The organism is Devosia sp. 1635 (assembly GCF_013185955.1).
In the GTDB taxonomy this organism is placed as follows: domain Bacteria; phylum Pseudomonadota; class Alphaproteobacteria; order Rhizobiales; family Devosiaceae; genus Devosia.
Map to the genome: position 1 here is coordinate 431,151 of NZ_JABAOM010000003.1, position 24,717 is coordinate 455,867.

Annotated in this window: 28 protein-coding genes; 16 read left to right on the plus strand and 12 right to left on the minus strand. The window is 64.3% G+C overall.

Annotation, left to right across the window (positions count from 1 at the left end):
- Positions 1–22: 22 nt before the first annotated feature.
- Positions 23–583, plus strand: a complete 561-nt coding sequence (locus HRU92_RS14385) for a TetR/AcrR family transcriptional regulator (RefSeq protein ID WP_127754985.1) — start codon at positions 23–25, stop codon at positions 581–583.
- A gap of 86 nt (positions 584–669) precedes the next feature.
- Positions 670–1,674 carry an adenosine kinase gene (locus HRU92_RS14390; protein WP_172121712.1) on the plus strand — a complete coding sequence of 335 codons (1,005 nt, stop codon included), beginning with the start codon at positions 670–672 and terminating at the stop codon, positions 1,672–1,674.
- Here the strand turns inward: HRU92_RS14390 and HRU92_RS14395 are convergent.
- Genes HRU92_RS14395 through HRU92_RS14410 form a run of 4 tightly spaced genes read right to left on the minus strand, consistent with a single transcriptional unit; the run spans position 1,671 to position 4,152 of the window.
- Entirely contained in the window at positions 1,671–2,234 is a 564-nt protein-coding gene (locus HRU92_RS14395; RefSeq protein WP_172121713.1) for an NUDIX domain-containing protein, read from the minus strand. The genes HRU92_RS14390 and HRU92_RS14395 overlap by 4 nt on opposite strands.
- Positions 2,227–2,925, minus strand: coding sequence for an orotidine-5'-phosphate decarboxylase (gene pyrF / locus HRU92_RS14400; RefSeq protein ID WP_172121714.1), 699 nt, complete (start codon positions 2,923–2,925; stop codon positions 2,227–2,229). Before pyrF ends, HRU92_RS14395 begins: the two co-directional genes overlap by 8 nt.
- 36 nt (positions 2,926–2,961) lie before the next feature.
- The gene (locus HRU92_RS14405) at positions 2,962–3,600 is read right to left on the minus strand and encodes a histidine phosphatase family protein (RefSeq protein ID WP_172121715.1); all 639 of its coding nucleotides are present in this window, start codon (positions 3,598–3,600) and stop codon (positions 2,962–2,964) included.
- Between the two features lie 6 nt (positions 3,601–3,606).
- Positions 3,607–4,152 carry an NADPH-dependent FMN reductase gene (locus HRU92_RS14410; protein ID WP_173088404.1) on the minus strand — a complete coding sequence of 182 codons (546 nt, stop codon included), beginning with the start codon at positions 4,150–4,152 and terminating at the stop codon, positions 3,607–3,609.
- Positions 4,153–4,271: 119 nt separating this feature from the next.
- On the opposite strand from HRU92_RS14410, the gene HRU92_RS14415 reads away from it, so the two are divergent.
- The gene (locus HRU92_RS14415; RefSeq protein ID WP_172121717.1) at positions 4,272–4,502 is read left to right on the plus strand and encodes a hypothetical protein; all 231 of its coding nucleotides are present in this window, start codon (positions 4,272–4,274) and stop codon (positions 4,500–4,502) included.
- A 15-nt stretch (positions 4,503–4,517) separates the two neighbouring features.
- Here HRU92_RS14415 and dnaJ read toward each other — a convergent pair whose 3' ends face one another.
- Both dnaJ and dnaK read right to left on the minus strand, forming a co-directional pair.
- Positions 4,518–5,648 (minus strand): molecular chaperone DnaJ, encoded by a 1,131-nt coding sequence (gene dnaJ, locus HRU92_RS14420; protein WP_172121718.1) that lies wholly within the window; start codon positions 5,646–5,648, stop codon positions 4,518–4,520.
- A 240-nt stretch (positions 5,649–5,888) separates the two neighbouring features.
- Positions 5,889–7,799 (minus strand): molecular chaperone DnaK, encoded by a 1,911-nt coding sequence (gene dnaK / locus HRU92_RS14425; RefSeq protein ID WP_127754993.1) that lies wholly within the window; start codon positions 7,797–7,799, stop codon positions 5,889–5,891.
- A 282-nt stretch (positions 7,800–8,081) separates the two neighbouring features.
- Between dnaK and pabB the strand changes: the two genes are divergently transcribed.
- Complete coding sequence (gene pabB, locus HRU92_RS14430) at positions 8,082–9,884, plus strand: aminodeoxychorismate synthase component I (protein ID WP_172121719.1); 1,803 nt, start codon at positions 8,082–8,084, stop codon at positions 9,882–9,884.
- A complete protein-coding gene (gene pncA / locus HRU92_RS14435; RefSeq protein ID WP_172121720.1) occupies positions 9,881–10,516 on the plus strand; it encodes a bifunctional nicotinamidase/pyrazinamidase in 636 nt (211 codons plus the stop codon). The genes pabB and pncA overlap by 4 nt, the downstream gene beginning before the upstream one ends.
- A 71-nt stretch (positions 10,517–10,587) precedes the next feature.
- On the opposite strand, the gene grpE is transcribed toward pncA, so the two are convergent.
- Positions 10,588–11,169, minus strand: coding sequence for a nucleotide exchange factor GrpE (grpE, locus tag HRU92_RS14440; RefSeq protein WP_127754996.1), 582 nt, complete (start codon positions 11,167–11,169; stop codon positions 10,588–10,590).
- A 72-nt stretch (positions 11,170–11,241) separates the two neighbouring features.
- Positions 11,242–12,327: a heat-inducible transcriptional repressor HrcA gene (gene hrcA / locus HRU92_RS14445; protein WP_172121721.1), complete on the minus strand. Its 1,086-nt coding sequence runs from the start codon at positions 12,325–12,327 to the stop codon at positions 11,242–11,244.
- Between the two features lie 140 nt (positions 12,328–12,467).
- Between hrcA and rph the strand changes: the two genes are divergently transcribed.
- From rph to HRU92_RS14485, 8 genes are read left to right on the plus strand one after another with little or no spacing between them, the layout of a single operon-like run.
- The gene (gene rph / locus HRU92_RS14450; protein WP_127754998.1) at positions 12,468–13,184 is read left to right on the plus strand and encodes a ribonuclease PH; all 717 of its coding nucleotides are present in this window, start codon (positions 12,468–12,470) and stop codon (positions 13,182–13,184) included.
- The gene (locus HRU92_RS14455; protein ID WP_172121722.1) at positions 13,181–13,354 is read left to right on the plus strand and encodes a hypothetical protein; all 174 of its coding nucleotides are present in this window, start codon (positions 13,181–13,183) and stop codon (positions 13,352–13,354) included. The genes rph and HRU92_RS14455 overlap by 4 nt, the downstream gene beginning before the upstream one ends.
- The gene (locus HRU92_RS14460) at positions 13,351–13,998 is read left to right on the plus strand and encodes a non-canonical purine NTP pyrophosphatase (protein WP_173088406.1); all 648 of its coding nucleotides are present in this window, start codon (positions 13,351–13,353) and stop codon (positions 13,996–13,998) included. Before HRU92_RS14455 ends, HRU92_RS14460 begins: the two co-directional genes overlap by 4 nt.
- A gap of 54 nt (positions 13,999–14,052) precedes the next feature.
- Positions 14,053–15,204 carry a radical SAM family heme chaperone HemW gene (gene hemW / locus HRU92_RS14465; protein ID WP_172121724.1) on the plus strand — a complete coding sequence of 384 codons (1,152 nt, stop codon included), beginning with the start codon at positions 14,053–14,055 and terminating at the stop codon, positions 15,202–15,204.
- 39 nt (positions 15,205–15,243) lie between these two features.
- A complete protein-coding gene (rsmI, locus tag HRU92_RS14470; RefSeq protein WP_172121725.1) occupies positions 15,244–16,125 on the plus strand; it encodes a 16S rRNA (cytidine(1402)-2'-O)-methyltransferase in 882 nt (293 codons plus the stop codon).
- Positions 16,094–16,489 carry a YraN family protein gene (locus HRU92_RS14475; protein ID WP_173088408.1) on the plus strand — a complete coding sequence of 132 codons (396 nt, stop codon included), beginning with the start codon at positions 16,094–16,096 and terminating at the stop codon, positions 16,487–16,489. The genes rsmI and HRU92_RS14475 overlap by 32 nt, the downstream gene beginning before the upstream one ends.
- Before the next feature lie 9 nt (positions 16,490–16,498).
- On the plus strand, positions 16,499–17,443 hold the full coding sequence (gene gshB, locus HRU92_RS14480) for a glutathione synthase (protein ID WP_172121726.1): 945 nt from the start codon (positions 16,499–16,501) through the stop codon (positions 17,441–17,443).
- A 31-nt stretch (positions 17,444–17,474) separates the two neighbouring features.
- Positions 17,475–18,119, plus strand: a complete 645-nt coding sequence (locus HRU92_RS14485) for a MarC family protein (RefSeq protein WP_127755003.1) — start codon at positions 17,475–17,477, stop codon at positions 18,117–18,119.
- Between the two features lie 169 nt (positions 18,120–18,288).
- On the opposite strand, the gene HRU92_RS20775 is transcribed toward HRU92_RS14485, so the two are convergent.
- Together HRU92_RS20775 and HRU92_RS14490 are read right to left on the minus strand one after the other, a co-directional pair.
- Complete coding sequence (locus HRU92_RS20775; RefSeq protein WP_282567566.1) at positions 18,289–18,411, minus strand: hypothetical protein; 123 nt, start codon at positions 18,409–18,411, stop codon at positions 18,289–18,291.
- An 84-nt stretch (positions 18,412–18,495) separates the two neighbouring features.
- Positions 18,496–19,332: a GH25 family lysozyme gene (locus HRU92_RS14490; RefSeq protein WP_127755004.1), complete on the minus strand. Its 837-nt coding sequence runs from the start codon at positions 19,330–19,332 to the stop codon at positions 18,496–18,498.
- A 176-nt stretch (positions 19,333–19,508) separates the two neighbouring features.
- Between HRU92_RS14490 and HRU92_RS14495 the strand changes: the two genes are divergently transcribed.
- Together HRU92_RS14495 and HRU92_RS14500 are read left to right on the plus strand one after the other, a co-directional pair.
- Positions 19,509–21,032 carry a YifB family Mg chelatase-like AAA ATPase gene (locus HRU92_RS14495; RefSeq protein ID WP_173088410.1) on the plus strand — a complete coding sequence of 508 codons (1,524 nt, stop codon included), beginning with the start codon at positions 19,509–19,511 and terminating at the stop codon, positions 21,030–21,032.
- A 55-nt stretch (positions 21,033–21,087) separates the two neighbouring features.
- Positions 21,088–21,726, plus strand: coding sequence for a DUF1294 domain-containing protein (locus HRU92_RS14500; RefSeq protein WP_172121727.1), 639 nt, complete (start codon positions 21,088–21,090; stop codon positions 21,724–21,726).
- Here the strand turns inward: HRU92_RS14500 and HRU92_RS14505 are convergent.
- Positions 21,723–22,418 carry a YafY family protein gene (locus tag HRU92_RS14505; RefSeq protein WP_349236656.1) on the minus strand — a complete coding sequence of 232 codons (696 nt, stop codon included), beginning with the start codon at positions 22,416–22,418 and terminating at the stop codon, positions 21,723–21,725. The genes HRU92_RS14500 and HRU92_RS14505 overlap by 4 nt on opposite strands.
- Positions 22,419–22,528: 110 nt before the next feature.
- A complete protein-coding gene (locus tag HRU92_RS14510; RefSeq protein ID WP_172121728.1) occupies positions 22,529–23,539 on the minus strand; it encodes an aldose epimerase family protein in 1,011 nt (336 codons plus the stop codon).
- A gap of 125 nt (positions 23,540–23,664) precedes the next feature.
- Here HRU92_RS14510 and HRU92_RS14515 point away from each other — a divergent pair, with 125 nt between their 5' ends.
- Entirely contained in the window at positions 23,665–24,705 is a 1,041-nt protein-coding gene (locus HRU92_RS14515; protein WP_349236657.1) for a LacI family DNA-binding transcriptional regulator, read from the plus strand.
- The last annotated feature ends 12 nt before the right edge of the window (positions 24,706–24,717 follow it).

Below are 24,717 nucleotides of genomic sequence, written 5' to 3' on the forward strand. Positions count from 1 at the left end.
TGCTAGTTTAGGCATGTGAACAATGTCAACTTCGAACCACCCGCCGTATCACCATGGCGATCTGCGCAACGCCTTGCTCGACGCCGCTCTCATCATTCTGGAGCGGGAAGGGGAGGCGGGCCTCGGCCTGCGCGAACTCGCCCGTGCCGTGGGCGTGTCACCAGCCGCGCCTTATCGCCATTTCGACGGCCGCATTGCCCTTCTGGAGGCGCTGGCGGTAACCGGCTTTCGCCGCTTCACCCAGATGATGGACGAGGTCGGCGCCACGAACCCGCCCGATCCGCTCGCCGCCATGGGCCGCGCCTATGTCTTGTTCGCGCTTGATAACGGCAATCTCTTTCGCCTGATGTTTTCCCCGCAGCTGCGCCGCGCCAATCGTCCCGGCCTGCGCATGGCCGCCGATGCCGCCTTTGCCACCCTGCGCCGCGTTGCCGGCGGGGAAGGGCGGGAAGCCCGCATTGCCTCGCTCACCGCGTGGGCGCGCGTTCATGGCCTTGCCGTGCTGCTGCTCGATGGCCAGATCGCCATTGAAGCGGGCGAAGACACCCGAGACCTGATCGCCCAGATCATCGGCCGCTCCTAAGCTGGCAACCCGCCTAGTTCGGCTGGCCAATTGCACAGCCCTGCGCGATCCTCTACACCGCCAAAGTCTGGTCCCGGAGCCCCTGCATGTCCGAAACACGGTTTGACGTCCTCACCATCGGCAATGCCATTGTCGATATCATCGCCCCCGTCGAGCCGGGCTTCATCGAGCGCGAAGGCATGAGCAAGGGCATCATGCACCTCATCGACACCGATCGCGCCGCCGATCTTTACGACAAGATGCCCCTGGGCAAGCAGCAGATCTCGGGCGGCAGCGCCGCCAATACCGCCGCCGGCGTCGCCTCCCTTGGTGGCCGCGCCGCCTTTATCGGCAAGGTCGCCGATGATCCCCTAGGCGACGTCTTTGCCACCGATCTCGATGCGCTGGGCGTCTACTACAACACCAGCCGCCTCGAAAACGGCGCGCTCACCGCCCGCTCCATGATCTTCCTGTCCGAAGATGGCGAGCGCACCATGAACACCTATCTTGGCGCCTGCCACGAGCTGACCGAGCGCGACATCCGCCCCGACGAGATCGGCAGCGCTGCCATCACCTATATGGAAGGCTTTTTGTGGGACCCGGTGGAGGCCAAGAAGGCCTTCGTTCTCGCCGCCCATTACGCCCACAAGAATGAACGCGCCGCCGCCTTTACCCTCTCGGACCCGTTCTGCGTCGATCGGTATCGCGCCGAGTTCCTTGATCTCATCCGCTCCAAGACCATCGACTATGTCTTTGCCAATATCAACGAGCTGAAATCGCTCTATCAGACGGATGACCTCGGCGTCGCCGTGCGCGAGATCGCCAAGGATGCCGAACTCGCCGCCATTACCATGGGTGCCGATGGCGCCATGGCGATCTGCAATGGCGAAGTAGTGTCGGTACCAGCCTTCCCGGTGCCCCATGTCGTCGATGCAACCGGCGCCGGCGATCTCTTCGCCTCGGGCTTCCTCTTGGCCATTGCGCGCGGCCAAACCTTTGAAACCGCGCTCAAGACCGGCTGCCTGGCCGCTTCCGAGGTGATCACCCATATCGGCGCGCGCCCGCAGCTCGATCTTGGCGACCTGACCCGCGAGCACGGTCTCGCTGGCTAGGCCCGGAGCGCCTCCAGCCGCCGCAGCGCGCGCGGGGCGAAATCGGCCAGCGCCTCGACTGACCGCCACTGCGCCCCATGCACTTCCTCGAGCTGGGGCGTGAGCGGCAAGCCCGGGTCGGCTACGAACAGATATTGCAGATCGTGGTGCACATGCGCCGGCTCGTTGCGGGCGGGTTTGCCCGGCACGTCATGGCTGTCGATGGTGAAGGGCAGATCGCCATCCCCGTGCCAGGGATGGAGCCGCAGATCTGCGACCCCCGTTTCCTCGAAGGCTTCCCGTGCCGCCGATTGGGCAAAGCGCGGTGCCGGTTCGTAGTGCCCGCCCGGCTGCAGCCATCGGCCGATGGTGACATGGTCGATCAACAAGGCCTGCCGGAGATCGGGCGAAAGCACAAAGGCACTGGTCGTGACATGCCCCGGCAAGGTGCTCCGCTCATCGAGCTGATGCCCCTCTGCGATCTGCCAGCGTAACAGGGAGAGGTATTCTCCCCGCTCCGCCACTTCGGCAAGGTAGCGCTCCACGAGGGCATTTAGCGTAGGCAGGAAGGGTTTAGGCAAGCCGGGTGCCGCCGGCCATTTCGGCGAGGATCGCCCGGGCTGCCGCTGCGGGATCGGGCGCTTCGATAATCGGGCGCGCCACGACGAGATGGGTCGCGCCGGCGTCGAGCGCCTCGCGCGGACCCATGACCCGCTTCTGGTCCCCCGCCGGCGAACCGGACGGGCGAATGCCGGGCGTCACTACCGCGAGGTCAGGACCCACGAGATTGCGCACCATCCCCGCTTCATGGGCCGAAGCCACAACGCCACCGATCCCGGCTGCCCGCGCCTGTTCGGCCCGCAGCGCGACGAGGCCCGCCGCATCGCGCTCATAACCCGCTTCGCGCAGATCGGCATCGTCTATCGAGGTCAAAACGGTCACGCCCAATACGCACAGCCCCGATCCGGCGGCGGCCTTGGCGGCGGCGCGCATGGTCTTGGGATAGGCATGCACGGTCAGCATGGTCGCGCCCGTCTGCGCGAAAGCAGCGACGCCTTTTTCAACCGTGTTGTCGATGTCGAGGAGCTTGAGGTCGAAAAACACCTTCTTGCCCGCGGCAATCAGTTCCTTGCCAAAGGCAAAGCCGTCGCCGCCATAAAACAGCTGGTAGCCGATCTTGTAGAAGCCGACGCTGTCACCCAGCCGCGCCACCATGTCTTCGGCCTTGGCGCGGGACGACAGGTCCAGACCAACAATCAATTCTCCGCTCACCGCTGTACTCTCCCGGGGTAAAAACTGCCGGGAGGCTTAGGTCAAAACCCGTGCCTCCGCAATCGCCGGCGCGGTGAACCAGTCGGCCGGCAATTCCTCGAGCGGGGTCCAGTCCAGCAGCACTTGTCCCTCGGCAAGATCGAACACGAACCCATTGCCACCGCCCCGACCGCCGCGGCGTCCCTGGTCCTCCTTGCGATCGATCGGCACTCCTGCGACAAAGCATTTGAGCAGCGTGCCCACCCCGCCATGCCCGCAAAACACTGCCGGGGTGCCCGGGGGGACACTGGCCAGCGCCGTGCGCACCGTTTCAACGATACGGGCCTGCGCGTCGATCGCCCGTTCCCATCCCTGGTAACTGCTATGGGGTTCGGCAAAGAACTGGTCGGCTGCCAGCTCAAACAGCGCCGGGGGCAGAAAGCCGGTGCTGCTGCGATCATTTTCCCCCATCAGGTGATCGCTCAACACCACTGTCCCGGTGCTCGCCGCGAGAACTTCGGCGAGATCGAGTGCCTTGCGCTCGCGGCTCGAAAAGATCATCGCGCCGGGCGGCACGACGCCCCGCGCCGCAAAGCGCTCAGCCCGCTCGCGCCCTTCGGCCGACAGCGGCCACAGCGGCACCGGCACATTGGCATCCATGCTGATCTGCGGGTGGGAAAGGTAAAGTGCCCGCATCGCTTGCTAGCCTCTGCTGAAATGGGTGAGATCGTGCACCAGCTGCTCGATCTTGCCGACCACGGATTTTTCGGTGGGATTGCCGTCCGCATCAAAGGCGGCGGCGCCCGGGCCAATGCCGAGCAGCGTCGGCACCAACAGGGCCCCGAGCTTGCTCAGGCTATCGCGCAGATGGGACTGGCCCATCACCGCGCCATATTTGCCCGAACTCACCCCGCCAATGCCAAAAACGGCGTGCCGGAACGGATTGGGCTTTTGCCGGCTGAGCCAGGCAATGGTGTTGACCGTCAGGGGTGTCATCCCGCCATTATATTCCGGACTGGCCCAGAAGATGATGTCGTGGCTGGCAAACAGCTGCGCGAGAACAGGCGCTGCTTCCGGTACCTGGTCCGGTTCCAGATCCTCGTTGAACAGGGGCATGGGAAAGTCGCCCAGTTCAAGCTGGGTGACCGCAACCCCGGCTTGCGTGAGCTTGCGCCCGATATGGTGCTGCAGCACGCGGTTGAGCGAGCCGCGCCGGATCGAGCCTGAAAGCGTCAATGCAGTGGCCATGCCGGCAGTGTTCCTCCGCGTTGGAGGATCAATGTTGCTCAGCTGCGGGATGTGCACAAGCCATGTTGACGCATAGCTGCCGATGGGATCGTCTCAACTCGCACTGAGGGAGACAATTCATGGCTTCGAAGTTGAACGTGACCCATCTCTCGCACGACCTGGCGGCCGGCAAGAGCTATCTGTCATTCGTGTGGGCCGATGATCCCAACAAGCGCCTTGGGCTTGAAGTGCCCTTCGGCACCGCCATCGCCGACGCCGAGGAAGCGGGCAGGGCGGCGCTCACAGCCTTGTCGCGTGAACTCGACGAAGCCGTGCTCGCCCTGCCGCCAGCGGGAACCGCCGGTTCTTGACAGGCGGCAGCGCCCTTAGGCGTCGAACATCTTTTTGAGCTTGGCGAAAAACCCGTCCGAAGTGGGGCTGGTTTCGTTCGTGGTCAGGCGCTGGAATTCTTCCAGCAGTTCGCGCTGCTTGCGGCTGAGGTTCTGCGGCGTCTCGATATCGAGCTGCACATAAAGATCGCCCTGGTCCTTGGAGCGGAGCACCGGCATGCCCTTGCCCTTGAGGCGCACGCGCTGCCCCGGCTGGGTGCCGGCCGGCACCTTGACCTTGGCGCGCGCATTATCAAGCGTTGGCACTTCGAACTCGCCGCCCAGCGCCGCCGTCGTCATGGCGATAGGGACACGCGCATAAAGATCGGCCCCGTCGCGCTGGAACAGGTCGTGCGGCTTGATCGAGATGAAGATGTAAAGATCGCCCGGCGGGCCACCGCGCAGCCCCGCTTCCCCTTCATTGGCCAGCCGGATGCGCGTGCCATCCTCGATCCCCTTGGGAATATCGACCGAAAGCTTGCGATTCTCCTCGCGCCGGCCCTGGCCACCGCAATCGGTGCAGGGCTGGTCCATCATCTGGCCGCGGCCCTGGCACACCGGGCAGGTCCGCTCGATGGTGAAAAAGCCCTGGGCAGCGCGCACCTTGCCATGGCCATTGCACTGCCGGCAGGTGTGGGTGCCGGTGCCCGGCTTGGCGCCCGAGCCATCGCAGGTGGTGCAGCCAACCAGGGTTGGCACATCGATCTCGACCGTGCGGCCGGTATAGGATTCCTCGAGCGAGATTTCGAGATTATAGCGCAAATCCGAGCCGCGCAGCTTGGCCGAGGCCCCGCCACCGCCGCGTCGGCCGCCCATGAAATCGCCAAAGATGTCTTCGAAGATATCCGACATCGAGGAGTTGAATTCGGGGCCAAAGCCCGCGCCTCCACGCCCACCGCCATTTTCAAACGCGGCATGGCCGAACCGGTCATAGGCGGCGCGCTTCTGGCCGTCCTTGAGCGTGTCATAGGCCTCGCTGATTTCCTTGAACTTGGCTTCCGCTTCGCTGTTGCCGGGGTTGCGGTCGGGATGATGCTGCATGGCCAGCTTGCGATAAGCACTCTTGAGTGCCGCATCGTCGGCTCCCTTGGCAACGCCAAGCACTTCGTAGAAATCTCGTTTGGCCAAGAAAATTGTCTCCAGACGCCGGGCTGCGGTACGGGCGTCGCGCGGGAAGCGCGCCAGCCCGGCACCGATGGGATTGGTTGGAACTGCCTCACAGATGGCGACGCTGCGCCGCAGGTGCAAGGGTGATTATCAAGGGTAGGGCGCGCCAGCAACTCTTGGATTCACGTGAAACCCTGTTGCTTAGGCCCAAAAACAAAAAGGGCCCGGCCAAGCCGGACCCCTCTAGACCATTCTGAAGGCTTATGCCGACTTCTGGTTGTCGTCGTCGCGCACTTCCTCGAAGTCCGCATCGACCACGTCGTCATCGCCATCGTCGGTGCCGGAGGCCTTGGCCTCGGCTTCTGCCTGCGATGCCTTGTACATGGCCTCGCCCAGCTTCATCGACGCTTCCGCCAGAGCCGCGGTCTTTTCCTTGATCGCTTCGGCATTGTCGCCTTCGATCACCGAGCGCAGATCGGCAAGAGCGGTTTCAATCGCGGTCTTGTCTTCGGCCGAAACCTTGTCGCCATATTCCTTGAGCGACTTTTCGGTCGAGTGGATCAGGCTTTCGCCCTGGTTCTTGGCTTCCACCGCTTCGCGCTTCTGCCGGTCGGCTTCGGCGTTCTGCTCGGCTTCCTTGACCATGGCTTCGATATCGGCGTCGCTGAGACCACCCGAAGCCTGGATGCGGATCTGCTGCTCCTTGCCGGTGCCCTTGTCCTTGGCCGAAACCTGCACGATGCCGTTGGCGTCGATGTCGAAGGTCACTTCGATCTGCGGCACGCCACGCGGTGCGGGGGGAATGCCGGTCAGGTCGAAATTGCCCAGCAGCTTGTTGTTGGCCGCCATTTCGCGCTCACCCTGGAACACCCGGATGGTCACGGCGCTCTGGCTGTCTTCGGCCGTCGAGAACACCTGGCTCTTCTTGGTCGGGATGGTGGTGTTGCGGTCGATCAGGCGGGTGAACACGCCACCCAGGGTTTCAATGCCCAGCGACAGCGGGGTCACGTCGAGCAGCAGCACGTCCTTGACGTCGCCCTGCAGCACGCCGGCCTGGATTGCTGCGCCAAGCGCCACCACTTCGTCCGGGTTCACGCCCTTGTGGGGCTCCTTGCCGAACAGCTGCTTGACCACTTCCTGGACCTTGGGCATGCGGCTCATGCCGCCCACCAGCACCACTTCGTCGATCTGGGCTGCCGAAACCCCGGCATCCTTCATCGCCTGCTTGCAGGGATCGATGGTCCGCTGGATCAGGTCTTCCACGAGGGTTTCGAGCTTGGAGCGCGTCAGCTTGAGCGTCAGGTGCTTGGGGCCCGAAGCGTCTGCCGTGATAAAGGGCAGGTTGATTTCGGTCTGGGTTGCGCTCGAAAGTTCAATCTTGGCCTTTTCGGCAGCTTCCTTGAGGCGCTGCAGGGCGAGCTTGTCATTGCGCAGGTCGATGCCCTGCTCTTTCTTGAACTCGTCGGCCAGATAATCCATCAAGCGGTTGTCGAAGTCTTCGCCGCCCAGGAACGTGTCGCCATTGGTGGACTTCACCTCAAACACGCCATCGCCGATCTCGAGGATCGAGACGTCGAAGGTGCCGCCGCCAAGGTCGTACACGGCGATGGTGCCGCTGTTCTTCTTGTCGAGGCCATAGGCCAGCGCTGCAGCAGTCGGCTCGTTGATGATGCGCAGCACTTCAAGGCCGGCAATCTTGCCGGCGTCCTTGGTCGCCTGGCGCTGCGAATCGTTGAAGTAAGCGGGAACCGTGATCACCGCCTGGGTGACGGTTTCACCGAGGTAGGACTCGGCGGTTTCCTTCATCTTCTGCAGGATCATGGCCGAGACCTGCGAGGGCGAATATTTCTCGCCCGAGGCTTCCACCCAGGCGTCGCCATTGTCCGCCTTGACGATCTTGAAGGGCACCAGGTTCTTGTCCTTGGCCACAACCGCGTCATCGAAGCGGCGTCCAATCAGGCGCTTGACGGCAAACAGCGTGCCTTCGGGATTGGTCACGGCCTGCCGTTTGGCCGGCTGGCCAACCAAACGCTCGCCATCCTTGGAAAATGCCACCATGGAGGGGGTGGTACGCGCCCCTTCGGCGTTTTCAATCACCTTGGGATTGCTGCCGTCCATCACGGCGACGCAGCTATTGGTGGTGCCCAGGTCGATACCGATTACTTTAGCCATAACGTGCCTCTTTTTAAGCAAAACCCTTGATCGAAACCCCTCTTGAAAGCGGGTTTCCAGGGCCTTCGGAGCCGGGTTTCCTTGAATTGGGTGTGCTCATTGCTGAGCGTGAGGGGTATATAGGAGGGGGGCTGGAAGCGTTCAAGCAGAACAAAAGCGATTTGCCTGAACGAGGGGCCCTCCGGGGCCGTCATCGTGCCGGCCCGGCGCTGCTTGTGCCACCCGGCCGCGCTCGCGCCAAGTGGCTTTGCACGGCGGCCCATCCACAATAGAATCAAAGCCATGTTCGCTCCCGGCTCAGTGCTGCTCCACGACAATCTCGCGCCCGACGGCACCAATCTGCTGTTCACGGACCCGCACGCCATCCTTGTGGCCCATACCAGCGAGGAAGCCCGAAGGGCCCTGGCGGAACTTGAACGAGCCAAGCAGCAGGGCTTCTGGGCCGCGGGGTTTCTGAGCTATGAGCTCGGATTTTTGTTTGAAGAGCGCCTCGAGCCCCTCCTGCCCGAGCGCTCGCCTTTTCCCCTGCTTTGGCTTGGCCTCTACAGCGCGCCCCAACGCTTGTCCGCCGGGGAAGTAGACCAACGCCTCGACAGCGCCATAGCCGGGCAGGGCGCAGAAGCCCTCGACCTCGTCCCTAGCCGGCCCTTTGCCGATTACGCCCTGGGCTTGGGGCAAGTGCAGCAATGGATCGGCGCCGGCGACACCTATCAGGTCAATCTCACCTTCAAGGCCCGCTTCCGCCTCGAAGGCCACCCGGCCGCGCTTTATCGCGATCTCGCGCGCAAGCAGCAGGTTGCCTATGGCGCGCTCATCAACACCGGCGAGCACTGGATCTTGTCGCGCTCGCCCGAACTCTTTGTCGCCAGCACCGGCGGCACGCTGTCCGCTCGTCCGATGAAGGGCACCCGCCGCCGCGCCGGCACCATTGTACAGGACGAAGCGGGCCGCGCCGCGCTGGCCGCCGATCCCAAGAACCGCGCCGAAAACCTGATGATTGTTGATCTCCTGCGCAACGATCTGTCCCGCATCAGCGCCGTGGGCTCGGTTGAGGTCACCGACCTCTTTTCCGTGCAAACCCTGCGCACGCTCCACACCATGACTTCGGGCATCACCGCCCAGCGCCTGCCCGATGTGTCCACCACCCAGCTCCTCGCCCAGCTCTTTCCCTGCGGCTCCATCACCGGGGCGCCAAAACTGCGGGCCATGGAAATCATCGCCGCGGTGGAGGCCGAACCGCGCGGGCTTTACACCGGCTCGATCGGCTATTTCGCCCCCAATGGGGACCTCACGCTCAATGTGGCCATCCGCACCGCCGTGATCGACGGGGAAGGGCGGGGGGAAATCGGCATCGGCGGGGGCATCGTCGCCGACTCGGTGGCCGAGGACGAATATGAGGAAGCACTGCTGAAAATGGCTTTTCTTGCGGACAAGAGCCCACCCATCTGCCTGATCGAAACCCTGCGCTGGACCAACACCACGAGCTTTTGGCTGCTCGAGCGCCATCTCGATCGCATCGCCGCTTCCGCGCAATATTTCAACATGCCGTTCGACCGCTACGCCGCAACAAGCCTCCTCACCGACACCGCTGCCGGCTGGAGCGAGCCGGCCATGCGGGTGCGCCTTACTCTCGACCAGGTGGCGGGGCTCGGCCTGTCCGCCACCCCGTTGCCGGCCAACCCGGCGCAGTTCCGCTTCGCGGTTGCTGAGGAGCGGCTCGATTCCGGCTCGCTCTGGCTGGCGCATAAAACCACCAACCGCGCTTTTTACGACGAGCCGCGCCAGCGCGCCGCGGCCGTGCTTGGCGTCGATGAAGTCGTCTTTCTCAACGAGCGCGGCGAGCTGACTGAAGGCTCCATTACCTCCCTGTTCCTGCGCGAGGGCGGCGTGCTCCTCACCCCGCCGGCCGAGGCCGGCTTGCTGCCCGGCACCTTGCGTGCTGAACTGCTCGCAACCGGCGCAGCCAGGGAGGCGCGCCTGACCCTTGATGACCTGGCAAACGCCGACGCCATTTATCTCGGTAATTCCGTGCGCGGCTTGCTCCGCGCCAGCTGGATCCACCGCCCAAGCAAGGATGCGACATGACCTTCGACATCACCCCGCATGACGTTCTGATCGTGGTGGATGTGCAAAATGATTTCCTGCCCGGCGGCAGCCTTGCCGTGCCCGGCGGTGACGAAATCGTGCCGTTGATCAACCAGCTGGCCCGCCGCTTTACCCATGTGGTGCTGACCCAGGACTGGCACCCCGCCGATCACATCTCCTTTGCCAGCCAGCATCCCGGCACCCAACCCTTCCAAACCATCGAGCTGCCCTATGGCACCCAGGTCCTGTGGCCCGACCATTGCGTTTGGGACACCCATGGGGCGCAGATTTCGGCCGATCTCGATATTCCCCATGCGCAGCTGACCATCCGCAAAGGCTATAACCGCGGCGTTGATTCCTATTCCGGCTTCCAGGAAGCCGACCGCCGCACCCGCACCGGCCTGGGCGGTTATCTCGCCGAACGGCGCCTCGCCAAGATCTATGTTGCGGGTCTCGCCACCGATTTCTGCGTCGCCTGGACCGCGCTCGATGCCGCCGAGGCGGGCCTTGATGTCAGCGTGATCGAAGACGCCAGCCGCGCCATCGACAGCAATGGTTCACTGCAACAAGCCTGGACCCAGATGCAGGACGCGGGCATCGGCCGCCTGATGAGCAGGGATATTTTAGGGTAGGGTGCCCTCACCATCCCCTACAAACAAAAATCCCCGCCAAAGCGGGGATTTTCAGAACCGTACCTGAGCAATCAGGCTGATTTATCAACCGTTTCGGCGCCTTCTGCGGCGCGCGGGCCACCCTTGGCCACACCAACCATCGCCGGGCGCAGCACGCGATCGCCGATGGCAAAGCCGGTCTGCACCACCTGCACCACCGTCCCTTCGGGATGGCTGGGATCGGGCACTTCAAACATCGCCTGGTGCTTGTGCGGATCGAACTTCTGCCCTTCGGCTTCGATCGGCTTGACGCCATGCTTGGCGAGGAGGCGCTGCATTTCGCGCTCGGTCATCTCGATGCCCTCGATCAGGGACTTGGTCGTGGCATCGCCCGATTCGCGCGCTTCGGGCGGCAGCACCATCAGCGCCCGGCTCAGTGCATCGGTGGCCGAGAGCATGTCGCGGGCAAACCCCGAAATGGCATAGGAGCGCGTATCGGCAATATCGCGTTCCATGCGCTTGCGCAGGTTTTCCATCTCCGCTGCCGTGCGCAGCACCCGGTCCTTGAGCTCGGCATTCTCGGCGCGCAAGGCTTCCACGGGATCCACTTCGCTTTCCGGTACGGGCGTTTCGATCTCGAATTCTTCGCTGGGCGAGGTGTTTTCGTCGCTCATAAGGGCAAGCTTTCGCATTGGGAATGAATTTGGCTCCGATATCGGTCAATGCACCGGCTTTTTCAACCCTCCCTAGCCGCGCCCCTTACGCGCCATCATCGAGGTGATGACATTGGCCGTATAGTCCACCACCGGCACGATACGGGCATAATTGAGCCGCGTCGGCCCGATAACCCCAAGCACGCCCACCACCTTGTCATTGGCGTCCTTGTAGGGGCTCAGGATCACCGAAGATCCCGAAAGGGAAAACAACTTGTTTTCCGAGCCGATAAAGATGCGCACGCCCTGAGCGTTTTCCGCATCTCCCAAGAGTTCCAGCAACCCGTCCTTGCTTTCGAGTTCGTCGAATAGCTGTCGCATGCGCGCCATGTCTTCGGACGCCATGGTGTCATTCAACAGATTGGCCCGGCCCCGCACGATCACCGTTGGCTGCGCTGCCGGCGATGGCTGGCTCAGTGTCGCGATCCCGGAATCAACGAGCTTTTGGGTCAACTCGTCCAGTTCCGTCCGCTGCTCGGCGCGCTGCTCGCCCAGCGCCTTGCGCGCTTCCGCAATGGTGCGCCCCACCACATGATGGGCAAGGTAATTGCTGGCCTGTTGCAGCGCACTGGCGGTCAGGCCCGGGGGCAGGGGCAGGATGCGGTTTTCCACCTGCCCGTCCTCCCCCACCAGGATCGCCATCGCGCGAGCTTGGTCGAGCCGGACAAATTCGATGTGCTTGAGCACCATATCCGCTTTGGTCGCGATCACGACGCCCGCGCCCTGACTTAGCCCCGACAGCAGCTGGCTGGCCTCGGCGAGGAGGTCTTCCACCTGCCCGCCCTGCGCGGTTTCGGCGATGTGCTGGGCAATGCGATTGCGCTCGCGCTCGTCGACGGCACCCACTTCCAGCATCGCATCAACGAAAAAGCGCAGGCCCTCCTGGGTCGGCGCGCGCCCCGCCGAAACATGGGGTGCGGCAATCAGCCCGAGATCTTCGAGATCGGCCATCACATTGCGCACCGAAGCCGGCGACAGCCCCAGTTGCAGCATGCGGCTCAGATCACGCGAACCCACCGGCTGGCCTGTGTCGAGATAGCGTTCCACGATGCGCCGGAAGATGTCTTGGCTGCGCGTATTGAGGACGGCGAGAAAGTCTTCGGGTGGCTTGACCATCATATTCGTTCAAATTGTCGGCTTTAACCCTCCCCATTCATTTAGGGGCATTGCGGCCATTCGCCAAGCCAGCCCGGCTTGTGAGGACCTGCAGAGAGGGTTAAGAGGCGGTTAACTGTTCTTTACTGCCAAGGTGATTGCCTATGCGCCCTTCCGGACGCGAACCCAACCAGATGCGCGCGATTTCCATCGAGCGCAATGTTTCGCTGAAAGCCGAGGGATCCTGCCTTGTCTCGTTCGGCGACACCAAGGTTCTGGTGACCGCTTCGGTGGAAACCAATCTGCCGGGCTGGCTGCGCAACAAGGGCCAGGGCTGGGTCACTGCCGAATACGGCATGCTGCCCCGCGCCACCGGATCGCGCACCCGCCGCGAAGCGACCGCCGGCAAGCAATCGGGCCGCACCCAGGAAATCCAGCGCCTGATCGGCCGCTCCCTGCGCGCCGTAGTCGACTTGCCCATGCTCGGCGAAAACCAGGTCACCCTCGATTGCGACGTGCTGGAAGCCGATGGCGGTACCCGCACCGCCGCCATCACCGGCGCTTATGTCGCGCTTGCCGATGCCATCCGCTGGATGGACGAGCGCAAGCTTACGCGCGGTCCGGCCTTGCGCGATTCCGTGGCCGCCGTGTCCTGCGGCATCTATCGCGGCACCCCCGTGCTCGATCTCGATTATCTCGAGGACGTGGAAGCCCATACCGATGCCAATTTCGTCATGACCGGCTCAGGCAAGTTCGTGGAAATCCAGGGCACTGCCGAGCAGGCCCCCTTCAGCCGCGACGAACTCGACCAGCTCATGGGTCTGGCCGAAACCGGCATCGCCGAACTCACCCGCCTTCAAACAGCAGCACTGCAAGCATGAACCTGTTTTTCCGCAAGAAAAGCGGCGCCGCCACGACTGCCCCCCAGGCGAGCGGCCGCAGCACGCCCGGCACCAATTGCCCCATCTGGCATGATGTGGCGCGCGCCCTTGATCAATCCGCCCGCGCCTCGGCCGGGCGCAGCAAGGCCCGGCAAGGATCCCCCAAATGAGCGGCATTCCCCGTCTTCGCGCTGGTGACCGCCTCGTGCTGGCGTCGCACAATGCCGGCAAGCTGGCCGAATTCCGGGAATTGTTTGCTCCCTTCGGGCTCGAGCTGATCTCGGCCGCGCAGCTTGATCTGCCCGAGCCCGATGAAACCGGCACCACCTTTGCCGAAAACGCCCGCATTAAGGCCCATGCCGCCGCGAGCGCCGCCAATATGCTGGCCCTGTCCGACGATTCCGGCATGTGCGTGGATGCGCTGGGCGGCGATCCCGGCGTCTACACCGCCAATTGGGCCGGCCCCAACCGCGACTTCAATCACGGCATGAAGCGCGTCGAGGATGCCCTCCAGGCTGCTAATGCCACAACGCCAGCCCAGCGTCACGGCTCCTTCCGCGCCACGCTTTGCCTTGCCCATCCCGATGGCCGCGACGCTCTCTACGAGGGCCGCATCGATGGCACACTGGTCTGGCCGCCACGCGGCGATGTCGGCTTCGGCTTTGATCCCGTCTTCATGCCCGAAGGCTTCGACGTCACCTTTGGCGAAATGCCCTCGCGCGTCAAACATGGCTGGGCTCCGGGTCAGGAGGGTCTGTCCCACCGCGCCCGCGCCTTCGCCAAATTCGTCGAGGGCCAAATTGAGCAGGCCTGATCGCGTGCCCGCCAATCGCTGCCACGCCACCAACCCACATGAGGGGGCTGCCGCATGAGCCGTAACGACCTCTTTGGCGTTTATGTGCACTGGCCCTTTTGCGCGGCCAAGTGCCCTTACTGCGATTTCAATTCCCATGTGCATCGCGGCCCGCTCGATGAGCAGGCCTTTGTCGCCGCCTACCAGCGCGAGATTGCCCATACCGCCAGCCTCACTCCCGGCCGGGTCGTGCAGTCGATCTTTTTTGGCGGCGGCACGCCCTCGCTGATGAGCCCGTGGGCCGTCGGCACTATTCTCGACACCATCGCCGCCCATTGGACGGTCGAACCACGCGCCGAGATCACGCTCGAAGCCAATCCCACCAGCGTCGAGGTCGATCGCTTCAAGGGTTTTCGTTCCGCCGGCATCAACCGTGTCTCGCTCGGCGTGCAGTCCCTGCGGGATAAGCCGCTGGCGGACCTCGGCCGCCGCCACACCGTTGATGAAGCCATCGCTGCCGTGCGCATCGCCCAGTCGATCTTTGATCGCTCGAGCTTTGATCTGATCTATGCCCGCCCGGGCCAGACCCTTGAGGATTGGGAAGACGAGCTCAAGGAGGGCCTCTGGCTCGCGCGCGGCCATATCTCGCTCTACCAGCTCACCATCGAGCAGGGCACGCGCTATTTCGACCTGCATCGCGCCGGCAAGCTCATCATGCCCGATGAGGATCTGTCCGCCGATTTCTACGAGCTGACCCAGGAACTGACGGCTTCGGCCGGCCTGCCCGCCTACGAGATTTCCAACCACGCCCGCCCCGGCCAGGAAAGCCAGCACAACATGCTCTACTGGCGCTATGGCGAATATGCCGGCATCGGTCCGGGCGCGCATGGGCGCCTCTTGATCAACAACCAGCGCCACGCCACCGCCGCCGAAAAGCTGCCCTTCAAGTGGCAGGAAAAGGTGCTGGCGCAGGGCCATGGCCTCGTCACCGACGATGTGTTGACCTGGGAAGAGCAGGGCGACGAATTCCTCGTCATGGGCCTGCGCCTCAAGGAAGGCATCTCGCCCCAGCGCTTCACCGCGCTGTCGGGGCGCCGCATCAGCCAGCGCCAGATCGAGGATCTCAAGGGCTATGGCTTTGTGGAAACCCTGCCCAACGGCAATATCCGCGTCACCGATCGCGGCTGGCCGGTGCTCGACGCCGTTGTCGCCGATCTCGCCGCTTAGCGATTGGGTGACGCGCGCCCGCGTGTTAGCCTTGCGCCCATGAGTTCAGAGTTCTTCATCGCCGGCACCAAGCTCGAGGCCCCGCCTTTGGCGCCCGGCCTTTACGTGGTTGCCACCCCCATCGGCAATCTGCGCGACATCACCATCCGCGCCCTTGAAACCCTTGCCGCCGCGGCGGCCGTGCTCTGCGAAGACACGCGCATGTCGGCGCGACTGCTCGATCACTACGGCATCAAGACCCGCCGCGTGGCGCTGCACGAACACAATGAGCGCGCCAAGGCCGACGACATCGTTGCGCGCATCGCTGCCGGCGAAGCCCTGGCGCTGATTTCCGACGCTGGAACGCCCTTGCTTTCCGATCCCGGCTTTCCCCTGATCCGGGCCCTGGCCGCCGCCGATCTGCCGGTCTTCGCCGTCCCGGGCGCCTCCGCGCTGCTGTCAGCGCTGGTGGTGGCGGGCCTGCCGACCGACGCCTTTGCCTTTCACGGCTTTTTGCCCGCCAAGGCGGGCGCCCGTGCCACCGCGCTCGCCGCCGTTTCGGTTTCACGTGAAACTCTGGTGTTCTACGAATCCCCGCGCCGCCTCGACGATACTTTGGCTGCTATGGCTCAAACGCTCGGCCCTGATCGGCAGGCCGCCGTCGCCCTCGAGCTCACCAAGCGCTTCGAACGCGTGCAGCGCGGCACTCTGGCCGAACTCGCTGAGAGCTTCGCCGAAGGCGATACCAAGGGCGAAGCCGTTATCGTTGTCGCCGGCGCGGCCGAAGCTCCGGCCCCCGACGCGGCCGATTGGCAGGCCGCGCTCCTTGCCGAAATGGCCGACCAGCCCCTCCGCGCCGCGGTTGACGCTGTCACCGCCCGCTTTGGGCTCAAGCGCAAGGAGGTCTATGATGCCGCCCTCGCCCTTAAAGCCACCGACTGAACCCAGCCGCGCCCGCCAGCGCGCCAACCGCGGGGGCGAACGCGCTGAAGCCCTGGCCGCGCTCTTTCTCCAGCTCAAGCTCTACCGCATTCTTGCCCGCCGCCACAAAACCCCGCTCGGCGAAATCGACTTGATCGCCCAGCGTTGGGGCACCACGGTCTTTGTTGAGGTCAAGGCGCGTGCTTCGAGAGCCCAGGAAGGCGAGGCGCTCACCCAGGTGAACCAGGCCCGCATCAGCCGCGCCGCCCACTACTGGCTCTCGCGCCACCGCGCCTATGCCGCAGCCAATCTGCGCTTTGACGTGATTTTCCTTGCGCCCTGGGCTTGGCCGCGCCATCACATCAACGCTTTCGACGCTTCCTAGGACCTCTGCATGTCACTCAAGATCGCCGTCCAGATGGACCCCATTGCCAGCATCAATCCCGCCGGCGACTCCACCTTTGCCATGATGCTCGAAGCTCAGGCGCGCGGCCATGCGCTGGTATATTATACACCCGACACGCTCGGCCTGCGCGGCACCACCGTTTCCGCCCTCGCCGCACCGGTCGAGGTCTTCGACAAGCCCAAGGGCGAGCACTTTAAGCTGGGGGCGTTCACGCGCATCGATCTGGGCGAGCAGGATGTGATCCTGATGCGCCAGGATCCGCCCTTCGACATGAACTACACCACCATCACCCATATTCTCGAGCGGCTGCACCCGAAAACCTTCGTGGTCAATCCGCCCGCTGCGGTGCGCAATGCGCCCGAAAAGATCCTCGTCACCGATTTTCCCAAGCTGATGCCGCCCACCCTAGTGACGCGCGATCGCGAGATGATCCGCGCCTTCCGCCAGGAGCATGGCAACATCATCCTCAAGCCCCTTTACGGCAATGGCGGCGCCGGTGTCTTCTTCCTTCAAGAGGGCGACCATAACCTCGCCTCCCTGATCGAGCTGTTTGAGCTCAGCTTCCGCGAACCCTTCATGGTGCAGAAATATCTGCCCGATGTCCGCAAAGGCGACAAGCGCATCATCCTCATCGATGGCGAGCCCGTCGCAGGCCTCAACCGCATTCCCGCCGAAGGGGAATCGCGCTCCAACATGCATGTGGGTGGCCGCCCGGAACTGTCCGAACTCACCGCCCGCGAGCGCGAGATCTGCGCTGCCATCGGCCCCGCGCTCAAGGAGCGCGACATGATCTTTGTCGGTATCGACGTGATCGGCGACTACCTCACCGAGATCAATGTCACCTCGCCCACCGGCATTCGCGAGATCAAGCGCTTTGGCGGTCCCGATATTGCGGTGATGATCCTTGATGCCATCGAACGGCGCCGCCGCTGATCGTGCCGCTTAACTTAAGGGCGGTGTGCTGATGCCGGTCGACACCTATCTGCTGGCGGTTACCACTTTTTTCGCCACCATCGGTCCCGCCGATCTGGCCGTGGTGTTCCTGGCGCTCACGCGCGACACCTCCTCGCCCGAGCGGCGCCGCCTGGCGCTTCGCGGGGTGCTGATCGGCGGATTGATCCTGCTCTTCTTCGCGCTCTTCGGCGAACCGCTCCTTGCGCTCTTCGGCATTACCTTGCCGGCACTGCGCACGGCCGGCGGCGTGCTGCTGCTCCTCATCGCCATCGACATGGTGTTCGCTCGCTCATCTGGCGGCACCTCCACCACCACCGAGGAAGATATCGAAGCGCGCGACCGCGCCGATATCTCGGTGTTCCCTCTCGCCACCCCGCTCATTGCGGGACCGGGGGCGATCAGCGCCGTGATCCTGCTCATCGCTGGCTCGGAAGGCGATTACGTCAAGGACGCCGCGGTGATCGCGGGCCTGCTCACCATCTTGCTGCTGACCTATGTGATGCTGCGTCTCGCCATCCCCATCCAGCGCTTGCTGGGTGTCACCGGCGCCCATGTGGTGTCACGCGTGGTCGGCGTGCTGCTGTCGGCTTTGGCGGTGCAGTTCATCTTTGATGGCATTGCCTCGAGCGGCATCTTCCGCCCCTTGGCCAGCTAATCCCGCGGCGCCCCTTCGTTGAGCGCTCCCGCTCGCGGCGCCCCTTCGTTGGGCGCTCGCGCCCGCGGCGCCGATTCAGGCGCTCGCGCTGCTGGTCCTGTGACAGCCCTCAACAACAAAAAAGCGACCGGCCTTGTGCCAGTCGCTCATTCGCATTTGCTCGGCATGCTTACTTCTTGCCGGTATTGCCGGTGCTGCCGCTACCAAGGCCCGTGATCGGCTTTGCTGTTTCCAGCTTGTCCTTTTTGGGCTTCTTGGCTTCCTTGTTGCTGCGCATCTGACCTTTAGCCATGGCTGTTCTCCTCTGCGCCGGGCTGAGCCCGGAAGACGGGCTGGAATCTAGTCCTCGCCACCGCGGCTGACAAGTGACGGCGCCCTATTTGTAGACGCGGCACCGGCCAGTCGGGGCAAGGGCGGCAAATGAGCGTGGATCGCAGCCCGTCATCAGGAAATTGATCCAGTCATTCCGATCACCGTAAAAGGCGTTGCGGTCCACTTCACCTCGGATGCCGGGCACGACGCCAGTCTGCGTCCACTGCCAGAACGTCCAGCCGCGGTTACGATAGCGCTCATGCGGTTCGGCAGCCGTGGAGCGCAACCAGAACGCATTGGGGAAGTACTCCCCATCCAGCACGTCGCGGTGGAAGTTCATGTCGGTATAGATGATGGGCAGCTTGCCGGTATGGGCTTCCATTGCCGCCAGCATCACCCGGATCTTTTCCAGCGCATCGGCCCGCGATGGCTTGACCTTGCACGAGGAATGATTGTTCCACTCCAGATCCAGAACGGGCGGCAGCGCGTCGGGATCATTGGGCACATTGGCGATGAACCACTGCGCCTGCTCGGAGGCGAGCGAACACCAGGTCATGAAGTGGTAGGCGCCGCGTGGCATGCCCGCATCGCGTGCGGCCGCCCAGTTCCGGCGGAAGTTCGGATCGATGTAATCCTTTCCTTCCGTAGCCTTCATGAACACAAAGGCAATGCCCGAGCGCAGCGCCGTCGAAAAGTCGATATGGGATTGGTAGCGCGCCACATCGATCCCCTGGATCGGCATTTTGCGCGCCCGGTCCACTCCGGCATGGGGCCGGTTGTCCCCGTCGATCGGGCCATAAAGTCCACCGCCGCTCGCGCAGGCGGCAAGCAGCACCACCATTGCCGCCATTGCGGCGCCCTTGAGCATGGAAGAAAAACGGCGCGCGCAGACTGGGGGCATGAATATACTCGTGTACGACCAGGCGAGCCTTTCATTCAACATGGCGCGGTTAAGGGAAGCTTGCGTTAACTCCAATCCGCGGCCTCGTGGTTAACCCCTATTTAATGTTCGCTGAACGTTCTTGTTGGAGCGGCAGTGCTCTGCTAGCCTCCTCCTGTTCTGGGGGAATGGCGTACATGGTAACCCGGGTTGCGACCGTAGCTTTTCAGGGCATCGAGGCGGTGCCAGTCGATGTTCAGGTGCAGATTGCCCCAGGCCTGCCCAAGTTTCTCATGGTCGGTTTGCCCGATAAGGCGGTCAAGGAATCGAGCGAACGGGTTTACGCCGCGCTGCTCGCTTCGGGGCTGAGCCTGCCGCCCAAGCGCATCACCGTTAATCTCGCTCCCGCCGACCTGCCCAAGGAAGGCAGCCATTATGATTTGCCCATCGCCCTGGGGCTGATGGCCGCGATCGGTGCCATTCCGCAGGATGCGCTGGAAGGTTTCCTTGCCCTGGGCGAACTGGGGCTCGATGGCCGCCTCGCTCCCGTAAATGGCATCCTCCCTGCTGCTATTGCCGCCGGTGCCCGCGACCTTGGCATCATCTGCCCCGAAGCCTGCGGCCCCGAAGCCGCTTGGGCTGGGGAAGACATCGACATCGTCGCTGCCGAAAGTCTTTTGGCCTTGGTCAATCACCTGACCGGCCACCAGCACGCCCCCCGGCCCGTGCCGCGCAAGCACCAGACCAATGGCGGCCTGCCCGATTTGAGCGAAGTGCGCGGGCAACTCGTCGCCCGCCGCGCCCTCGAAGTCGCCGCGGCCGGTGGCCACAACCTCCTGATGATCGGACCGCCCGGCGCCGGCAAGTCCATGCTGGCCGCCCGTCTGCCCTCCATCCTGCCCCCGCTCAATCCGCGCGAACTGCTCGATATCTCGATGATCCAGTCCATCGCGGGCGAACTGGCCGGGGGCGCCATTTCCGATCGCCGCCCTTTTCGTGCCCCGCACCATTCTGCGTCCATGGCGGCGTTGGTCGGCGGTGGCCTGCGCGTTCGCCCGGGTGAAGTCAGCCTTGCCCATAACGGCGTTCTGTTCCTCGATGAACTCGCCGAATTCGCGCCTCAGGTCCTCGATTCCCTGCGCCAGCCGCTCGAAGCGGGTGAAACCGTCATCGCCCGCGCCAATGCCCGCGTTTCCTATCCCTCACGCGTACAACTGATCGCCGCCATGAACCCCTGCAAATGCGGTCTCGCCGGTACGCCCGGCCACACCTGCAAGCGCGGCGCCGCCTGCGCCAATGATTACCAGGCTCGCGTGTCCGGGCCCTTTCTCGACCGCATCGATATCCGCATCGACGTGCCCGCCGTCAGCGCCGCCGACCTCATCGCCCCCGCGGAACCCGCCGAAGCCTCCAGCGTCGTCGCCCAACGCGTTGAGCGCGCCCGCGAGCGGCAACGCCAGCGCTTCCTCGAACACGGCGCCCCCGGCATCTACACCAATGCGGCTGCCGGCCCTACCCTGATCGAAACCGTGGTCAACCCCGATAGCGACAGCCGCAAGCTCCTGCTCCAGGCGGCCGAGCGCTTCAACCTTTCCGCCCGCGCTTACCACCGCGTCCTCAAGGTTGCGCGCACCCTTGCCGACCTCGCCGGCGTCGACCGCGTCGCCCGCCCTCACATCGCCGAAGCCCTGAGCTACCGCGTCAACTTGGCCGCAGCCTGAGCGCGGACGATCGGTTAACCCAGCCCGGCTAATCTTGCGCGGGCAGGGGGCTCGCATGCAACGATCCGGTGTGCTGGTGGAATGGAATGACCGCCGCGGTTTTGGCTTCATCGACGGGGGTGATGGCAGCCGTTGTTTCGTGCATGTTTCGGCTATTGCCGGTCCAACGCGTCCCCAGGTGGGTGACCACCTCCGTTACCGGCTCGGCCCCGGCCGCGACGGCCGCCCGCAAGCCATGCAGGTTCAACTCGCTTCAGCTAAGCCAGCGCCAAGGGTCCCCCGAGCATCCATTCCATCTGCCGAGCCGGCAAGCTTGGGCTGGCGATCCGGTGCTGCAATCATTCTGGCCGCGCTGCTTGCCGTCGCCCTATTTCGGGGCTCTGTGCCACTGCCCCTTGGCGGCATCTACATACTCGCCAGCATTCTTGCCTTCTCCTTTTACCACCACGACAAACAAGCGGCGAAGGCCGGGGAATGGCGCGTCAGTGAAGCCACGCTCCATGCACTCGATCTTGGTTGCGGCATTATCGGTGGCCTCCTGTCCCAGGAGCGGTTCCGCCACAAGACGCGCAAAGCGGGCTTTATTGCCTTCACCTTCGTGATCGCGGCCATGCACCTGCTCTGGTTGGGGGGCCTCGCCACGGGTCTGATCACCACCGCGGAACTGACCGACCTTTTGTCCCTATGGCCCTAGTGTTCCCACTTGGCCTCCCAGTCGGGGTAATGCTCTTCCCAGAGCGCCTGCCATTCGCGCACCAGCGCCGCCCGCCGCCGGCCATAGCGCTCCTCGGTGAGCTCGAGCGCCAAAATCCGGTCGGTGCGGAAATTGCGGAACGCTTCGCGCAGGCAACACCAGGCCGCCACCGTCTGCTTGCCCTCGAAAAACGCCACCTGCACCGGCCAGATCACCCGCTCGGTGCGCTGGCCCGCTTCATCGGCATAGTTGATCCGCAGCGCCTTTTCGCAGCGCATCGCCATGCGCACGTCCCCAAGAATGGGCAGCGGCTCGCGCTCGCGCCACAGCGCAACGGGCCACAGGCCCGTATCATTGATGCGGTCGCGCAGATCCTCGGGCGAGGCGGTGGCGATTTTCGCCAGCGCGTTCTTGGCCGCCAAGCCCAGCCCGTCATCGGGTTGCGCCTGCACCCAGCGCGCGCCCAGCACCAGTGCTTCCAGCTCCTCGGGCGTGAACATCAGCGGGGGCAGGAAAAATCCCGGCTTCAGCATATAGCCGATCCCCGCTTCCCCCGCGATCGGCGCGCCCAGCCCGATAAGGGTCTGCACATCGCGATAAAGCGTGCGCACCGAAACGCCCTGCTCCTCGGCGAGCGCCGCAGCCGTAACCGGCCGGCGGTGCCGGCGCAGCGCATCCATGATCGAAAACAACCGCTCGGTCTTGTCCAGCTTGTGTTCTCCATCTCCGGCCCCTCCCGCTTGGTGCGGAAGGGATGTTGCGCTTTGGCCCTGACAGCCAGTGTCAGGACGGGTGGTGTGCGTCAGCCGATCTCGATCTCGCACCAATGCCGGTATGGCTTGTCGGGCCCATGGATGATCGAGGGGAAATGCGGGTTGTGCAAGGCATCGGGGAACATCTGGTCCTCGAGGCAAAACCCGGAATGCTTGGGATAGCGGCGCCCGTTCAACCCGGGCACCGCCACATTGGTCATCACCCCGTTATAGAACTGCAGGCCCGGCCGGTCGCTCCACAGTTGAAGTGTCAGCGCCCCGTCTGGCCCGCGCACGGTCGCGATCGGGTCGGCGAGGTCGCGGCCGGTGTCGAGCACGAGATTGATGTCGTAGTCGATCGGCGCGCCCGCTGCGTCGCGCAGGATGCGCCCGGCGCGCAGGTCATATTGCGTGCCGCGGGAGGGCAGGATGGCGCCGGTGGGGCACAGATCGGGCCCCAGCTGCGTATAGGCACTCGAGGGGATCTGCACCCAATGGTCCAGCACCAGCGGGTCGGTGCCCAAATTCCAGTATTGATGCTGCACGAGGCTGATCGGCGTGCGCCGGTCGGTTGTTGCCTCGAACTCGGTGCGCAGCCGGTTGCCCACCAGCCGATAGGTCACGGCAAAATCCACATTGCCCGGATACCCCATAGCCCTGTCGGGGCTATGGAGGGTAAACCGCACGCTGTTGCCGGCACTGTCGACCTCGCCGGCCCAGACCTGGCGCCCCAGCCCTTCGGGGCCGCCATGCAGGTGAATATTGCCCTCATTGACCGGCAGGTCGTAGTGCTGCCCGTCCAGGTCGAATGATGCGCCCACGATCCGGTTGGCCACCCGCCCCGTGATCGCGCCGAAATGCGGACTATGCTCGGGATAGGGCTCGAAGCTGTCGAACCCCAGCGCCACCGAGCGCAGGCCCCCCGCCACCGGCACCCGCCAGTCGCGCACCGCCGCGCCATAGCCGATAATGTCGATCTCGACCCCCGTATCGCTGCGCAGATGATATTGATCCACGCGCTTGCCGTTGAACTGGCCGAATTCGCTAACTGCTATGCTCATGCGCCTCTCCCTTTGCGCCCTGCTTTAGCCGGTTTGCGTTCACCCCTGCAACGGCGCACTTGACCAAACACTTGACCTAACCGGCTGCCCTCCGCAGTGTCTCGCCCGGTTTGGAGACAAGGGCAGTGAACGAGATCGGATCGAGGCGCCGGGCAACGGTTCATGATGTGGCGCGCGCCGCGGGCGTGTCGCTGGCCACGGTTGATCGCGTGCTCAACAATCGCCCCGGCGTGCGCCCCGTCACCGCGCAAAAGGTCGAAGCGGCCATGGCCGCTATCGGTTTCCAGCGCGATCTGTCCGCCTCCCTGCTGGCCCGGGGGCGCGATCTGCGCGTCGTTTTCCTCCTGCCCGCCGGCTCCAACGAATTCATGGGCAGCCTGGCCGGCGCGGTGGAGCGGCGCGCCCAATCCAGCGCGGGCGAGCGGCTGGCGCTCGAGCTGCGGCGCCTGCGCCCGCTTGATCCCGAAGGGCTCGCCCGCGCCCTTGACGGACTCGAACCTGCCATCTGCGATTGCGCCGTGATCGTGGGCAGCGAAACGCCGTCTGTGCTCGCTGCCGTCGAGCGCGCCAGCCGCCGCGGCGTCGCGGTGGTGACCCTCGTGTCGGATCTGCCCAATTCCGCCCGCCGCCATTTCATCGGCATCGACAATCCCGCCGCCGGCCGCACGGCCGCTTCCCTCATGGGCCGGTTCTGCCCAAAGGGAGCCATCGGCGTCATCGCCGGCTCGCTCGCGCTGCGCGATCATCGCGACCGCCTCGATGGCTTTGGTGCCGTTCTCGCCCGCGAGTTTCCGGGCTTGCAGCTGCTTGGGCCCCTCGAAAGCCATGACGAGCCCGCCCAGGCGGAGGCGCTTGCCGCCCGGCTTTTGGCCGAGCATCCCGATCTGGCCGGCATCTACAATCTTGGCGCTGGCAATGCCGGGCTCGTGGCGGCGCTTGCCGCTTCCGAGCGCGCCCGCGCCGTCCGCGTCATTGCTCATGAGTTGACGCCCGCCACCCGCGCCGGGCTTGATTCGGGTGCCATCGACGTCGTGCTGGATCAAAATCCCGATCACGAAATCCGCGAAGCGCTACGCGCGGCCCAGCAATGTGCCCTCGGCAGTGCCGCAGTCGTCACCACCGACCCCATTGAAATTGGGATATTCCTGCGCGACAATCTGCGCTAACACAGCAGCCGA